The following is a 15,517-nucleotide window of genomic DNA, read 5'->3' on the forward strand; positions in this document are numbered from 1 at the left end:
TAAGATTCAATAATTAACTAACATGACCCAGCTGGCGTGTCCATTTGCTATTCTTCTTCAAACAACCTTTCCCCTTTATGCAGCCTCCAGGCAATTTTAGCCGTATGCGGGAGCTCGCGCGCGGTTGGCGCGTGTGCCGCCAAGTATCGGGTGCAGGCTAGCAGCATCGTTTCTTTGGCCTTCTCCGCAAAAGAGCCTGCCGCCGCTTGCCAGCGGTCGTATTCGGTCACTGCAGCCTCATACATTTGGAAAGAATGGAATTCCGCATCCTCCCGCAACAGCGCATGGCCAAGCGTATTAAGCAGCGCTCCTGGATCACCGCCGCCATGAATGTAGTCCATCACCCATTGCGCGGCCGGTCCGACCTGCTGGCGCAGATCGAGCAAATCGAGCAGCTCCTGATGATTGGCCGGCGCGGCGGAGCTGGACGGCTTCGGACGCGCCGCTGTCGGCACGTTTAAGAAACGGTCAAGATATACGCTGACGGCTCCGTGAAAAATCCCCCGCTGCAGCAGCGGCTCATCCGATTGCAGCAGCCTTTCGTGTACGGCGTGAGCATAAGTGAACGTATGGAGCACTGCAATCCAATCGCCGAAATCGTTCTGCGTATGGAAACGAACGATCCGTTCCGCGGCGGCTAGAGCAACGATCTGCGCCAATTGAGCTGGTGCCGTTCCCGCGATGAGCAGATCGCGCAGCAGAGAGATCGTCTGCTCCGGCGTATCGCTCAGCAGCTGCTGCAGTAATTGCTCTTCCATACCAGCAGACAGCCGCGCATCTGTTGACCCACCGGCGAGCTTCGCCTGCGCCGCATTCTGCTCCAGTTCTTTGACCGCTTGTTTGATCGGCTCTACGAGGTTCAGCGGCGCCTGCCACTGGTGTAGCTCCTCGCTCCGCGTCGGACGAGCCATCATCGGCACGAGTGAAGTTAAAATCTGCTCCTTTTGGGATACCTCCGCCCACTCCAGCGCCTCAAAAGCTTTGTTGTGGAAATCGAACACATGCCCACCGTCTAAGTAAAAGTGATCTGTTGCGGCGATAAGCATCATTTCCGACAGCCGCTTTGTGTCAATGCCGTTCAAAATGGCGGTGATCAGCACTTTCTCAGCGCCCTGCGTATCCCGCACCTCTATGCAATTGCGATACCACTCGGTCAACCGTTCGAACGGCAAGTCGGCCGTAGGCAGCGCCGACAGCAAGTGGCGGGTTCCTCTGCCCGAGCTGCCTCGAGCGACATGGACAAGTCCTTGGTACAAGGCGAGTATCTTACCGTTCTTGTCCAGCTTGTCGACGCTTTGCGCCATCGCGGTAAGAATCGTAAGTCCGGCGTTCCAGCCCGTTCCATATGTCGTGCCGAATTCGATGCCAATTCGGGCGATGTCCTGCTCCGGCACTCCCGCTTCGATCAGTCCGACGACCGCTTTCGCGATGACGATGCCGATATTTTGCTCGAGTCCTTCTTTTAGTTTATGCTTATATTTTGCCGCGCCTTTTGCACTTCTGGAAACCGGATTTACCCACACTTCGCCGCCGTCGACCCGCACTTCATAAGACGGAACATCGTCCGCCCAGGGATCAAGCGTACCGCCGCTGCAGACGTCAAACCGGGCATGATGCCAATGGCACGTCAAAATCCCGTCGCACAGGCTCCCCATATGGAGCGGAAAGCCTAAATGCGGGCAACGGTTGTCAACCGCGTATACTTGGTCTTCATGATAAAAAACAGCGACACCGCCTCGTATAACCTTTGCGCCTTCTTCTTTAAGCGCTTCCAGATTGCCTGCTGAAATCCAGTTTAAACTACTCATCAATACAGCCTCCTTCATTTTTTTCAAGCTGCACTCCAAGCTACAACAATGGTATCCATTCAGAACCCTCTTCGTTCATTTGCATAGTTCTATAATACCTTATTGTCCCGGTCATGGCTTCAGCAAAGAGTCGGAGATCGGCACGACAAAGACGTACAACTTTCGGCTGAGTTCATGTACAACTAAAATATGAGGTTGCTTTATCCGGCTCGTTATTCTTATTAAAGTAAGCCAGTGCCAGATTACGATGGGCGACGGTGTATGAAGCATCCAGCTTTGCGGATGTTTCCCACTGAGCTATCGCCGTCATCGGAGCGCTTCTTGTCATAATATAAATTCCCAAGGAAGTAACGAGCTCTTGCGGCATCAGGCTCCTGTTTTACGATATATTCCAAAACCGTGAGGTCAAATAGCGTATTGGGAAAGCAATAATCAGGAGTTGCTTTTTCTCCTGCCAAGAGATGCCTCGCCGCTAACTCAGCACTACCCGAACGGGAGTAACAATAGCTTAAAGCATAATGTACATCGGATATCGTCGCTTTCATCGTTCGGCGCAATGATCCGAAGTGATATCAAACTTTTTGTCGTTTCGGACACAACACGATGTAAAAACTTTTCACGCAATAAACTTATTCAATGAGTTGCGCCCACTCTGGAAATAAAGTTGTGTCCGCGGCACCGCCGTTTTTTTGTCAGCGATGAATCGGTTGAAATGCTCCTTTTACTCAGATTCGCGGATATATGGTCGGCTCATAGTTAACGCATTGATTCATGCGTCTGATCTCCATAAGCATTTGTTTCATTACCTTGCCTGTCTTTAATCATGTTATAATTTACTCCCACTGGCGCTCTGTATCATGGCTGTCCCCCACACCTGAACAATGACTTGTTTCGCCAATCAAAGCCATTCAGGAAATACAAGGGGATGTCGCCTTCTGCCTTCAAACGCCTGCAAGGAAAAGCTTCGTTCCCGAAGTAACCGTAGTTAATGACGGACTTAAATAGAATCTCGGAGGAGGAAGAATCATGTACAAGGTACTGATTGTGGATGACGAGTTTTTTGTGCGCAAAGGCTTGATCGGTTTGATGGCTTGGTCGAAGCTGCAATTTGAAATCTGCGGCGAAGCGGAAAACGGGAAGCAAGCGCTCGACCTTATCGAACGATTGACCCCGGATCTTGTCATCGTGGATATACGAATGCCCGTGCTTGACGGTCTAGAGCTCATCCAAAAGGTGAAAGCGGAAGGCGAGCATCAACCGTTATTTATTATCTTAAGCGGGTACCCCGATTTCTCGTATGCACAGCAAGCCTTCCGTTACGATGTGTCGGATTATATCCTGAAGCCGGTAGATGAACAGGAGCTTACAGCTACCTTAAAAAAAATAGCGAATATGTTGAATCAAAAACAACTCTTATCGATAACGAGAGAAAAGCCTCTTGTCGAAACCGTCATCGAAAGCTTACTGCAGACCGAACCGAGTGAGCAGGTGATGGCGCGGATTGCCCATGCGTTGGAGCTTCCACTCTCCTCTTCCTATACGTATATCATTGCAGAAATTCAGGATGGGCTGCCTCAAGGGGAAATCGACTATTTTCCCGCGCTGCAAGCCTCTCTCCAGCGATATTTTCATCGCGAGGGACAACCTCTGCTTGTACATGTACGCGCGTACAATCAATATGGCTTTATTGTGCCTCAGTTGCTGGACGAGCAAAGCGAGACCGAGCGGACGAACTACGCCAAGCTGCTTGATATGCTGGAGAGAGAGCTTGCAACGACGATAGCTTTGTTTATTGGCCATAAGGCAAGCCATTTAAAGCAGATCGCTCATTCCGGCTCCAGTGCCGAGGAATGCTTGAATTATCGTTTTGCCGCCGGCTTAAACGGCATCTTTATGGCATCGGAGCTGCTAGAGCTGCCCTTATACTATTTTGATGTGGATGAAGAGCTGCACAGCAAGCTCATCTATGAGATTGAAGCGAATCGAAAGGATGGCTATAACTCCGCTATTGATGCAATTTTTATTGTCTTTCAGGAGCGGCATTTCGCTCAAGGTGCCGTTACCAATACCATAAGGCGAAGTATGATTGCCATTATTAATATCATCCGGCAGCTGGAAGGAGACGAGAAAGATCTGCGATGGCTGGACGAGTTGCTCCATTGGCAGATGAAATACCGCAATCTGAAGCAGCTAAAGCATGTTTTCTTGCATTTTATAGGGGAAGCGGCTGAATACATCACGGAAAAGCGAGGCGAAAAGAGCGAAGGCAGTATCGAAAAAGTGAAAAAATATATCGACAGCCACTACAAAGAAAACATCTATCTGAAAGGGATTGCCGCCGAATTTCATATGAACCCGGTCTACCTCGGACAACTGTTTCGCAAAAATTACGGTGTTTATTTCAATGAGTACATGCTGTCGCTTCGCATTGAGGAGGCAAAACGGCTGCTGCGGCAAACGAAAAAACGCATGTACGAGATCGCAGAGCTTGTAGGCTTTCAAAATGCCGATTATTTTGCCACCCAGTTTGAAAAGCTGGAGGACATGACGCCAACGGATTATCGCAATAAGATGACCGGTAAAAAATAAGGAGGCTTCCCGTCGTGCTTAACTTTCGTTTTCATCATTTGAAGCTTCGAAACAAGCTGATCTTCATCTATATCGTATGCGTGTTCGTACCGATCGTACTGACTAACGTGATGTTCTATCATGTAACAACCATTAACATAAAAAATCAGAAAACGGCAGATGCGGATCAAGCGATATCCCTATTGAAAGCCGAATTAGGGGCTGTCATTGACGATGCGGCAGGCATTTCCTATCTGTATTCCATTGACAAGCAGCTCAACAATCATTTAAATATCGATCATGCGTCTCATGACCGCTATGTGGAGTCGCTGAATGCCATTTCGAATCTATTTAATCGAGCCGACAAGGAATACAAAATCATCAGCTCCATTGTCATTATGAGCGACAATCCGACGATACTTGCCTCGGACCATATCATCAAACTCGAGGATGAGATGCGGAACACGGATTGGTATCATCAAATCAATAATATTAATAACAAATATCCGTATCTGTATGTGACGCCCGACAGTATCAGCGTCATTCAAAAGCTGTCCGATCTCAAGTTCGAGGCCTACGAGCATGTGATCAAGATCGACCTGAATATGAATTACATTACGCAATTGCTCGATTTATCCAGCTTTGAGGGAGATTTTTACTTTCTGGATCCGACCGGTCAAGCGCGTTACGGCCGTCTGGCCAGCGGGCAACCGAGCGATCAGATCACAGCAGGACAGACACTGAGCCTCGACGAGATACGAAGACCGAATAAGGCGATCGTCATCGGTAAGCAATATCAGAACAATCGCTCTCTGGGCGGCTGGACGTTATACGGAGTCTTGGATGAAGAGAAGATCTTGTATGATGTAATGCAATCAGGACGGTTAATCCTTTGGTTTGCAGGGATTAATTTCATTGTGCCTACGATCGTGATCATGATTGTTTCCCGCTCGATCCATACGCGCACTCAAAACATCCTGAAGCACATGAAATCCGTAAAGGGCAAAAACTTCGCGAGGATTCCTTATAATCGGGAACGGGACGAGGTGGGAGAGCTTGCAGTGGAATTCAACCGGATGAGCGAGCGAATCGAGAACCTGATCAATGATGTGTATGTAGCGGAGATACAGAAGAAAGAGCTGGAGCTGCGCCAAAGACAGGCCCAACTGCACGCGCTTCACAGTCAGATCAACCCGCATTTTTTATTCAATGCGCTGGAGACAATTCGGATGCGGAGTCTGATGAAGGGCGAGACGCAGACGGCCAAGACGATTCAGAATATGGCGAAAATCTTTCGCAAATCGATTCTTTGGAAGCGAAGCTTCGTTACGATTCGCGAGGAGCTAGAGCTGATGGAAAGCTTCCTGGAAATTCAGAAATACCGTTTCGACAGCAAGCTGGAGTTTCATATCGAGGTCGATCAATCCATTTTGGATGTTGAAATTCCGAAGATGGCATTCTTGCCGTTCGTCGAGAATGCAAGCATCCACGGGATCGAGAACATACCCGGCATCGGATATATTACGATTCAGATCGCGCAAGAGCAGGAACAGATCGTCTTCGCCATATCGGATAACGGGGTCGGCATCGCACAAGAGAAAATCGACGAGCTTCAACGCTACTTCCACGAGGATGATGCCATGGGCGATTCCATCGGCATGAAGAATGTCATGACGCGTCTAAAAATATGCTACGGAGAATCGTTCCATTTCGCGATTGTCAGCGTACCGAATAACGGAACGCGGATCACGCTGCGATTGCCGATTACCCAAAAAGAGATGCCGTAAAACAAGTTCTTTACTATTCAAAGACAGATCTAAGGTTTGCTATATAACAATTATTTTCTTTTTCTTCTACACTGAAAGTGCTTACAACATTGCGAAAAAGAAAGGGGAACTGAAATGCGCAACAAAAGATGGCTGCAAATCAGCCTAGCCGTGCTAACGGCCGCAGCACTCCTCCTTGCAGGCTGCTCGTCGAATAATGGCGAAGGAGGGGAAACAAACAACAAGAACAATACGAACACCAGCACCGCGACCAACGACAAGACCGGAGAGGTCAGTAAAGACCCGGTCACCTTCAGTTACTTCGCATTCGGATCGAATAACGACGTACTGGCAAGCGAAACAACGATCGGCAAGATCCTCCAAGAACAAACAGGCGTCGATTGGAAAATGGAGTTTGTTGTCGGCGATCCGAGCACTAAGGCCGGCGTTATGATTGCTGGAGGCGAATATCCCGATGTTATCTCTCCGGTGGGCGAGCTTGCCAAGCTCCTGGATGCAGAAGCGTTAATCCCGCTTAATGATCTGATCGAGCAGCATGGTCCTAACATCAAACGCGTGTATGGCCCTTATATGGACAAGATCACGCATGAAGACGGGAACATCTATATCCTGCCTTTCACGGCCAATGTCGGTGGTTACTTGACGGAACCAGATGCGGGCAGCAACATCTGGATTCAACGCAGAGTACTGAAAGAATTCGGCTATCCGAAAGTAAAGACACTCGATCAATACTTCGATCTAATCGAGAAATATCAGGCTAAGTATCCTACCGTAGATGGAAAAGATACGATCGGCTACGCTACATTCGCAGGCGAACCTGGTCAATTCTACACGATCACGAATGCCCCTATGCATCTGGCCGGATATCCGAACGACGGCAACGTCATGGTTGACCTGGAGACGCACGAAGCCAAGCTGTACCAGGGAACCGATTACGAGAAGCAATGGCTGCAATCGCTGAATGAAATGTACGTGAAAGGCTTGGTCGATCCGGAGAGCTTCACAGCTAACGGAGACCAATTCATGGCTAAGCTGACTTCCGGCCGCGTGCTCGGATTCAGCGGCTACATCTGGCAGATCGGAAATGCGATCAACAACCTGAAGACAGCCGGCAATGATGATCTGCGTTATGTATCGCTTCCAATCGTATTTGACGAGAGCATTACAGATGCCTACATGGATCCGCCTTCCTTCGTCAACAACCGCGGCCTCGGCATCAGCGTAAGCGCCAAGGATCCGGTTCGCATCATTCAATATTGGGATAATCTGCTGACGGACGAGAACCAGAAGCTAATCCAATGGGGTGAAGAAGGCGTCACCTACTCTGTGAACGAAGAAGGCCGTTTCGTCATGAGTGAAGAGCAATTGGCTAATCGCAACGATAACGACTTCAAACGCAAGTACGGCTGGGCTTACTTCGATTATGAATGGCCGCGTTACGGCAACAACTCCGTGTACGAGGACGGCAATGCGCATGTGCCGTTCAGCCAACCTGAGGTAGCGGACGTCAATTATACAGATGGCGACCGGACGCTACTTGAAGCTTACGGCATCGATACATTCTCCGGTTTCTTCGCGAAGCCTGTGGAAAGACCGTGGTATCCGGCTTGGAGTATCGAGAAGCCGCAAGGTTCCCCTGAAGATATCTTTAATCAGAAGGCCGGAGATCTTCAGCGGAAGTATTATCCGAAGCTGGTACTCGCTTCCGAAGGTCAGTTCGAATCCGTCTGGGCTGAATATCTCGAAGACTTCGGCAAACTGGATGCCGCCGGCTTCGAAGCATTCATGACCGCCAAGGTGAAGGATCGCGTCGCAGGAAAATGGTAAGACACAGCTTCTGAATAGTCATGTAAACAACCCGTGAAAAGTGAAGCCATTCACTTTTCACATCTAATTATGAGAGAGACAAAAAAGATTTTGCCGGAAGGGAGACGGATCGGGTGGAGAAACATACCGTGCAGCTGACAGGATCGACTTCTGACGATTCGCGCCTAAGAGCCTATTTCAAAGCATTATCCAAGCAGAAAATGTTGATGCTGATGTCGCTGCCTTTTCTTGCGTGGGTGATCGTATTCAAATATGTTCCGCTCTGGGGCTGGACGATTGCCTTTCAAAAATACAGGCTTGGCAGAGATATATTCGACCAGGCTTGGACGGGATTGGATAACTTCAAGTTTTTGTTTCAGGAAGAACAGTTTTACCTAGTCTTGCGCAATACACTCGTGATGAGCTCTATTAATCTTGTGCTGGGATTCGTTACAGCAATTGTTTTAGCTCTTCTCCTGAATGAGCTACGTAGAATCTACTTCAAGCGGACGGTGCAGACGATCAGTTATTTGCCGCATTTCATCTCGTGGGTCGTTGCCGCTAATATCGTCCAGACAGCGCTTGCCCCGGAAGGGATTTTCAACGTATTGCTCCTCCAATTCAATATCATCGATAAGCCCATCTTGTGGCTCGGAGTGGGCGAATATTTCTGGGGAATTCTTGGCGTGACGGAAGTGTGGAAGAACGTCGGATGGAATACGATTATCTACTTGGCCGCCATTACGACGATTGATCCTACGCAGTATGAAGCAGCCGAGATCGACGGCGCGTCGCGCTTGCAACGAATGTGGCATATTACTCTTCCAGGCATGAAGCCTGTCATTGTCATCTTGCTCATTATGAATCTGGGCCATATCCTGGAGTCCGGGTTCGAGCCGCAGTACTTGCTTGGTAATGGCATGAATGTTGAATATTCGGAAAACCTTGATATTTTCGTGTTGAAATACGGGATACAAATGAATAACTATGGATTGGCGACGGCAGCCGGCATGTTCAAAACCGTGGTCAGCTTCATCTTCCTTATCGTTGCCAACAACCTTGCCAAACGGCTTGGCGAAAACAGATTGTACTAGATGAAAGGCGGCGGTACGATGTTAAAAACTAAATCAGCTCAATATTCTTCGGTCGGCGATAGAATCTTCGATGTTTGCAATTACTGCTTCATGATTTTTTTGGTCATCATCACGTTGTATCCCTTCATCAATATGTTTGCCTTGTCGTTTAACGATGCGAACGACTCCATTCGAGGTGACATCTATTTTTGGCCGCGCGAATGGACACTTCGAAATTATGAGTATGTGTTCAATGAATCCAACGTGTTCTTTGCGACCTTCATTTCCGCAGCAAGGACGATCGTCGGGACAATCATTTCCGTATTTTGTACAGCGATGCTGGCCTATGCGATTAGTCGTCCCGAATATAAATTGAAGAAATTTGTATCCATTACTTTCATTTTTACGATGTACTTCAGCGGCGGCTTGATTCCTGGCTATCTGCTCATTAAAGAGCTCGGTATGCTGAACAGCTTCTGGGTATACATTATTCCGGGCATTATCGGCGTATTCAATATGATTGTCATTCGTTCCTTCATTGAAGGCTTGCCGGAGGGGATTATGGAATCGGCTAAAATCGATGGAGCCGGAGACTTTACCACATTTGCGCGCATCGTGCTTCCGCTGACCGTACCGGCTCTTGCTACGGTGTCTCTGTTCGTAGCGGTATTCCAGTGGAACTCCTGGTTTGACGTATTCCTGTACAACTCTTCACGGCTTGATCTAAGTACCTTGCAGTATGAACTGATGAAGGTGTTGTCCACATCAAGCACGAGTACAGACGGCTCGGCGGCCGATGCCTATGCCAATGCGCAGGGCAATGTGACGATGGTAACGCCGACATCGGTTCGCGCAACGATGACGATCGTTGCCAGTGTACCAATTATTATGGTCTATCCGTTGCTGCAGAAGTATTTTGTCAAAGGGATGGTCATTGGCGGTGTGAAAGGTTAAGGGGAATGGATGCGTTCGTGCATGTGAGCACCAGCGGTTAGATCCCCTAAATTCGGAGACTTGCCAAAGTATGCTTAGATCTCGTAGTATTGCTTCGAAAATGGCTAGTTTTCGTCCATCCGTTTTACTCGTGTTTCAAGATTCTGTCGTACAATTCAGCAGGTCGGCAACGCGTGGCGAACTACTGTAAAATATGCCTCACTCAGTCCGGCGGAATGGTCGACTTCGATTACCTTCGTTATATCCGGCCATGATAAATTATGATGAACCACAAACAGACCCAATCTTTCGAATTGGGTCTGTTACCACGATTGCCCGCTTAACTCGCTTCCTTCCGGCTTTTAATCAGATTAAGGTAGCATCTCCCTAGATTAGACTTCGAGTTCGCTCTTCGCCCCTCCTTTCCCAAATGACAGACGGGCAAAATGGTACGCGCCGTTGTTCCAAACGTTGAAATCATGAACGCCGTCTTTAATAGGTGGCCCTATGCGTACGGTTGTATTCGACGGCTTCCGGAGACGTCTCTCTTATATTTGCATACGTCTTGAATGCGGATTCAATGAACGGGATCAAGTCGTATCTCAGCTCATAATCGAAATAGTAGAACCCCAGCATGTTGGTCCCTTCGGTATTGAAAGTACGATCCGTCCAGTCATGTGAGCTTCTTCCATTCGGCATAACGACAATGACCGGTTTAATATCACCGTTCGCTACAAGATTGTCCAATATATTGAACAAGATAGGATTGCCGCCCTCACTCCCGCTGCCTCGTAACCATTCGTATTCGTCTCCGCCTACTCCGTGAAGCAAGTACAACACATTGTAACGGGTATCCGGATCACGCTCGTCGTAACCCGCCGGGAGATAGACGCTGCAGGATTTCATGATCGCCTCTCCACTAACCGTGGCTCTTCCCGCTTCCCGGACATCGATAGGGCGATCCGTCACGAGTTGCCGAGACAGGTCGATATAATTTTTCACCGGATAAGCAACCTCTCGAACCGAGCCTTGCTTTCCGGTTGTAGCCGCACTCATGTACGCGGCGGGAATTTCCGTTCCCACTAAGTCCGTCATCGTTCACCCTCACTTCCAATATAATAGTGCCCGCCTTATATGCCGCCGTCATATCGTACGGATTCCGCCTTGAGATACTCCTTTGTTATGGTAGCCTAGATCGTCGTCCAATACGATTCAACGTTCGTGCGGTCCCAGCACTTCCCACGACCCGGATCGTGTCGCAAGCCATCGATGTCGAAACGCTGTAGTTTCGGCAATTCATTCGTGCGATGTTCCGTCATCTGCCCCTCCACTTCTTCGTTTCAAGAATGTTCGCCGGACGGACTCCGGCAGTTCCTTCCCACAGTGTAGCGCTTCCATTTGCAGTCAACAACCTGTCGATCGGTGGATGATTGATCTTCATCCTTCTTAGACAACTATCTTTTGACGGGTTTCAAGTACGCACGATTCGTAATAAGATAAGCAGATTATGCTAAACACGGCCTGCTACGCCTATCGGTCTTATGTGGACTTTAAACAAGATTTGGCAGAAATGGGGGCGATCACGTTCGCCTGGTCAAAGCTGGAGTGGGCGGCACGCTCTCGGAGCTGGGAATGATCCGTTACGAGCGGGATGTGCTTCGAGACGGATAGATTCAGCCGGACATCGTTATTGTGGAGTTTGCCGTCAATGACGCCGATGACGAGACGAACGGCGTCGCTACCAGCGCCGGCAAAACCATGTTTTTAAAAGCTGGCTTATCCTGTATATACAAAAATAAATGATTCCCCTTGCAAGTAGTGCCACAAATATGGTCTAACGGCTCGAGCGGCCTGAGTTCTATAGATGGCTTCGCCGTTCTTCTTCACGAAAGCTCTATAGTGCTGACCTGCCACGGTCTTTAGATGATTTTGCCTTGTAATGAGAAGGTTTTTTACCTAAGTTTTTTTTGAACTTCATATGGAAATAGTTAACGTTAGAGATTCCTACACGGGCGGCAACCTCGTGAACCTTGAGACCACACTCAAGCAAGACCTTGGCTTTGCGGATTCGGACTTTATCCAAATAAGTACGGAATGGGTCGCCTGTGACGCTTCTAAACAATTGGCCCAAATAAGCACTGTTATAATGAAACTTCTCTCCAAGTGTTTTCAACTTCAAATTCTCAGAGTAATGACATTCCACAAAGTCCAAAACTTGCGCAATAACCATATCATCCCTGCATTGCGATCCTGACCGATCAAGAATAAGCATCAGTCTATCTTCGATCATTCTCTGCAACGTCTGAAAATTGGGCTGCTTGAAAATGTCAGAAGTCAAGGACTCAGTGTCTTGTATATCGAAATATGCTATATTATTCCTTTTCAACAGTCTGGTGAGCAAGAGCGAAAGCCACTGTGAAGTGGCGGCTTTAATTGCTGGCTCAGTTCCATAGTATTGTGCGATCGAAAGCAGACCTTCCTCAAGCACGCGACGAAGTAAGGATCGACTTCCGAAATCGATAGCGTAATACAATTTTTCAGATAAAATGCCGATATCTGGCGCCTCCTGCGGCAGAATATTAGCGCTGCGGTCGATAATTCTCGTTTCCCCTCGGTACAGAAACTCATTCTTTAATAAATTTACAGCCTCGTAGTAAGATTTACCGATATCGACGATCGATTCGACAGCTTCTCCCACGACCGCAATAAATTGTCCATTTTCCAATGCGAGCGTTTTCAAAAGTTCATAATACAAGCCTGTAGCATCGAGATTATTTAACCTCGTTTCACGTAAAACTACTCCTACTGTCGAGTCATGGATGAATACAACACCCTCTTCACGATCTTCAAAATGTCTCATTAGTTTCAGCTTAATGGCTTCGAGTAGAACACGACTATTACAGTCTGGCGAATACAGCTTTAGAAGCAGCACCCGATACAACTGCCAATTAAGTGATTGAAGGGTGACAGGCAGATTAGCTTGTTCATTAACCAAAAGCAACGATATCATTCGCCCCCACTTTGATTCTCCTGCCGATGGCTCAGATTTCTTTTGCATTAGCTTCCCGATTCGCATCAATTCCTTCTCGATTTCGTTTACATCTACGGGTTTCAATATATAGGCGTTGACCCCCCATGAAATCGCAGTCTTGGCGTATGAGAAATCTGCATGACCGCTTACGATGATAAATTGACAATCCGAATCAAGCTTTCGAATTTCTTCAATCAACTGAAAGCCATTTATATCAGGCAAACAAATATCAATGACTATAAGATCAGGCCGTAAATCTGTATACAACAATAAAGCCTCTCTTCCATTGCTTGCTTCACCAATTACTTCAAAGCCGTGACTTTTCCAATCGACCATCACTAGCAATTCCTGACGTATTAGCTTTTCATCATCAACGAGAATGACCTTACCCATAGGAATCCCCCTTAATCGGAATAAAAAAGCAAACTTCCGTCCTCACCTTGAATTAGTAGTAATATTTTATACGTTACGGCATGGATGACTCCCTTACAATATTTTGCTACTATTGCAGATTATATAGCACTGTTTAATATTACACCTTGATTTTCAAGTCATGTGAATAGCATGATATAGACATCCGCCCTCATGATAGACGAATTTAACGACAAGCTTCCGGGTATTAGACAGAGTCAGGAGAAGGAAACGCCAAGTAATCTCATTCATTACGACTGCGATCTCCTAAATTGAAGACCATTATCTAGAGCGCGCATGCACTTTGTTGAAGCAGACCCTACTCACCATTATGGAGATTTTCATGAATGCGGGTTAATCGATTCGGAGCGAAAGTTTGAGGAAGATTGCGGTTAAAAATTGCATACCGATGTGAGTATTGCGCGGATCGATTCTGGCGGGGCAGTGCCTATGATCCTTCCTTTCCCGTTATTGTTGCTGAGAACGATGTTAACCGGTTAAGAACATTTTTTCTTGGCACTATGAACAAAATCCATATAAAATAATGATCAGCGAAAGACCAAACAAGGAAGTCCTGCCCCAGCGCACGGGCGCAAAGCAGGACTCCTTTTTTACCAAAACGATTTCAGTTCTACGATCTGTGCCAGTGATGTTCGTGCCGTTCTTCGTAATCGTGTACTCGATGATGGCGCCGCTCCAGAAGTGGAACTTCAGAATCACCGTTCCGTCATTCACTTTATTGAAAAAGCTCTGTGTAAGCGTGATTTCATTTGTTGCATAAGATGGTTTGAATGTTAAGCCGAACGCCTTGAACGAAGTCCAGTTATCCGGGCCGGCGTTGCCCCCTTCAGCATACACGGCCTCCATCGTAGCAAGTCTGTCGCCATTGAAGGCGGTCGGGATCGCAAAATTTGCGGTGGTGCCTTCCGCGTTTTGAAGCACCGGGGTGTCATTGTACAAGACATGGAAGGTCCAATCGGCGCCTTTATTAAATTGGACTTTCAATTCGGCTACCTCGCCGAGTGCGGCCGATTCAGTCAGCTTGGCGGTAAAACTTGCTTTGAGGGTTAGGTCTTCGCCGTTCAACGCATAGTCCGTGCCTTCCATCAATTCGTAGTCTCCAAGTTTAATGCTGGTCAGAACATTGCCGTTCAAGTGCAAGGGCACTAAAGTGTCCTGAGCCGGAGCGTTTTTTCTGATAAAGATCAGATCGGATTCGCCAGTGGAAGAGCGGCCTTTCAAGCTGGCCATGATCTGATCATAAAGCTCCGGATCGTTCCACTGAAGCGTTCGACGGTCAAAAGTCCCGCCGTTGTCCCACAGCATAAGGGCAAGTTTGTTCTCTACGGCTTTAGAGGTGAAATACTCGATATACTTCAACATCTCGCCATGCTCGGCAAACCTTCGCTGACATCCCAGCCTAGCAGTCCGTATTCGCCTACGATAACGGGAATTCCTTTCGATACGAACGCATTAGATACATTATCAATCAATGTATCGACAACCTTAATCGTGTCAGCCTCAAACCTTGAGTAGCCCCCAATGTTTATGCTGAAATTCCAGAGGCCGTAAAAATGAACGGTCGGGATCAAATTCGGATCGTTCAGCTTGGCAATCGTGCTTGCAAGCGGATCCACACGCACTTTCTCGTCATTGCAATATATCGTCGGCAGCACAAGCGGACGATCGGCATTAGCGCCTCCAGACTCTCTTACAATCACGAAGGTTGTGTTGATTTCATCAAGTAATTCGAGTTGCGTCGTGATATCAACGTTTAAAAATTCCGGTTCGTTGATGCTTTCGAACATCAGTTAGTCGGAATGATTCTTGAAGCGGTCGGCGATCTGCGTCCATAACGCGGTATATCAGGCCAATACTTCGTCATGATTCGTTGGCATCGTTCTGAGCCACATCCAAGCGTCGTGGTGAACGTTGATCATGACATACAGACCCTCTTCGAGCGACCAATCGACGACTTGTTGAACCCGGTCCATCCAGGCCGGATCGACCGTATAGTCCGGTGCGCCGCCCATCCGCCCGTCCCATGTAATCGGAATACGGATAATACATTCTAAATTGTGCTGAATATATGGAATTTAA

General features: G+C 47.8%; 11 protein-coding genes and 2 pseudogenes. 6 read left to right on the top strand and 7 right to left on the bottom strand.

Features of this window, described 5'->3' with window-relative positions:
- Positions 1-47: 47 nt before the first annotated feature.
- Positions 48-1,808: a Rieske (2Fe-2S) protein gene (locus DFP97_RS08135; protein WP_114379492.1), complete on the bottom strand. Its 1,761-nt coding sequence runs from the start codon at positions 1,806-1,808 to the stop codon at positions 48-50.
- 242 nt (positions 1,809-2,050) lie between these two features.
- Entirely contained in the window at positions 2,051-2,266 is a 216-nt protein-coding gene (locus DFP97_RS30400) for a tetratricopeptide repeat protein (protein ID WP_147275031.1), read from the bottom strand.
- Positions 2,267-2,834: 568 nt separating this feature from the next.
- On the opposite strand from DFP97_RS30400, the gene DFP97_RS08145 reads away from it, so the two are divergent.
- From DFP97_RS08145 to DFP97_RS08165, 5 genes are all read left to right on the top strand, one after another.
- Positions 2,835-4,397 carry a response regulator gene (locus tag DFP97_RS08145; RefSeq protein ID WP_114379494.1) on the top strand — a complete coding sequence of 521 codons (1,563 nt, stop codon included), beginning with the start codon at positions 2,835-2,837 and terminating at the stop codon, positions 4,395-4,397.
- 14 nt (positions 4,398-4,411) lie between these two features.
- Positions 4,412-6,163, top strand: a complete 1,752-nt coding sequence (locus tag DFP97_RS08150) for a sensor histidine kinase (protein ID WP_114379495.1) — start codon at positions 4,412-4,414, stop codon at positions 6,161-6,163.
- 114 nt (positions 6,164-6,277) lie between these two features.
- Positions 6,278-7,990 (top strand): ABC transporter substrate-binding protein, encoded by a 1,713-nt coding sequence (locus DFP97_RS08155; RefSeq protein ID WP_114379496.1) that lies wholly within the window; start codon positions 6,278-6,280, stop codon positions 7,988-7,990.
- Between the two features lie 113 nt (positions 7,991-8,103).
- Positions 8,104-9,063 (top strand): ABC transporter permease, encoded by a 960-nt coding sequence (locus DFP97_RS08160; RefSeq protein WP_425453505.1) that lies wholly within the window; start codon positions 8,104-8,106, stop codon positions 9,061-9,063.
- A gap of 18 nt (positions 9,064-9,081) precedes the next feature.
- Positions 9,082-9,996 (top strand): carbohydrate ABC transporter permease, encoded by a 915-nt coding sequence (locus DFP97_RS08165; protein WP_114379583.1) that lies wholly within the window; start codon positions 9,082-9,084, stop codon positions 9,994-9,996.
- Positions 9,997-10,467: 471 nt separating this feature from the next.
- On the opposite strand, the gene DFP97_RS08170 is transcribed toward DFP97_RS08165, so the two are convergent.
- The gene (locus DFP97_RS08170) at positions 10,468-11,070 is read right to left on the bottom strand and encodes an alpha/beta hydrolase (protein WP_114379497.1); all 603 of its coding nucleotides are present in this window, start codon (positions 11,068-11,070) and stop codon (positions 10,468-10,470) included.
- Positions 11,071-11,165: 95 nt separating this feature from the next.
- Positions 11,166-11,294 carry a hypothetical protein gene (locus DFP97_RS31880; protein WP_281270950.1) on the bottom strand — a complete coding sequence of 43 codons (129 nt, stop codon included), beginning with the start codon at positions 11,292-11,294 and terminating at the stop codon, positions 11,166-11,168.
- A gap of 191 nt (positions 11,295-11,485) precedes the next feature.
- Between DFP97_RS31880 and DFP97_RS32235 the strand changes: the two are divergent.
- Positions 11,486-11,709 (top strand): annotated as a pseudogene (locus DFP97_RS32235) (SGNH/GDSL hydrolase family protein); the annotation flags it as partial.
- A 160-nt stretch (positions 11,710-11,869) separates the two neighbouring features.
- Here DFP97_RS32235 and DFP97_RS08180 read toward each other — a convergent pair.
- The 3 genes and pseudogenes from DFP97_RS08180 to DFP97_RS08190 all read right to left on the bottom strand — a co-directional run bounded on the left by DFP97_RS08180 (position 11,870) and on the right by DFP97_RS08190 (position 15,513).
- Positions 11,870-13,399: a response regulator transcription factor gene (locus DFP97_RS08180; RefSeq protein ID WP_114379498.1), complete on the bottom strand. Its 1,530-nt coding sequence runs from the start codon at positions 13,397-13,399 to the stop codon at positions 11,870-11,872.
- A 537-nt stretch (positions 13,400-13,936) separates the two neighbouring features.
- Positions 13,937-14,800 carry a X2-like carbohydrate binding domain-containing protein gene (locus DFP97_RS08185; protein ID WP_114379499.1) on the bottom strand — a complete coding sequence of 288 codons (864 nt, stop codon included), beginning with the start codon at positions 14,798-14,800 and terminating at the stop codon, positions 13,937-13,939.
- Positions 14,794-15,513 (bottom strand): annotated as a pseudogene (locus DFP97_RS08190) (glycoside hydrolase family 5 protein). Before DFP97_RS08190 ends, DFP97_RS08185 begins: the two are co-directional and overlap by 7 nt.
- Positions 15,514-15,517: the final 4 nt, after the last annotated feature.

The sequence above is a fragment of the Paenibacillus prosopidis genome, assembly GCF_003337375.1.
Classification (GTDB): Bacteria; Bacillota; Bacilli; order Paenibacillales; family Paenibacillaceae; genus Pristimantibacillus; species Pristimantibacillus prosopidis.

What these genes read in the sequence shown, in the direction of transcription:
- DFP97_RS08135 (WP_114379492.1), bottom strand. Translation starts at nt 1,808, where the DNA reads ATGAGTAGTTTAAACTGGATTTCAGCAGGCAATCTGGAAGCGCTTAAA.
- DFP97_RS31880 (WP_281270950.1), bottom strand. Translation starts at nt 11,294, where the DNA reads ATGACGGAACATCGCACGAATGAATTGCCGAAACTACAGCGTTTCGAC.
- DFP97_RS08180 (WP_114379498.1), bottom strand. Translation starts at nt 13,399, where the DNA reads ATGGGTAAGGTCATTCTCGTTGATGATGAAAAGCTAATACGTCAGGAA.
- DFP97_RS08155 (WP_114379496.1), top strand. Translation starts at nt 6,278, where the DNA reads ATGCGCAACAAAAGATGGCTGCAAATCAGCCTAGCCGTGCTAACGGCC.
- DFP97_RS08165 (WP_114379583.1), top strand. Translation starts at nt 9,082, where the DNA reads ATGTTAAAAACTAAATCAGCTCAATATTCTTCGGTCGGCGATAGAATC.
- DFP97_RS08145 (WP_114379494.1), top strand. Translation starts at nt 2,835, where the DNA reads ATGTACAAGGTACTGATTGTGGATGACGAGTTTTTTGTGCGCAAAGGC.
- DFP97_RS08185 (WP_114379499.1), bottom strand. Translation starts at nt 14,800, where the DNA reads ATGTTGAAGTATATCGAGTATTTCACCTCTAAAGCCGTAGAGAACAAA.
- DFP97_RS08170 (WP_114379497.1), bottom strand. Translation starts at nt 11,070, where the DNA reads ATGACGGACTTAGTGGGAACGGAAATTCCCGCCGCGTACATGAGTGCG.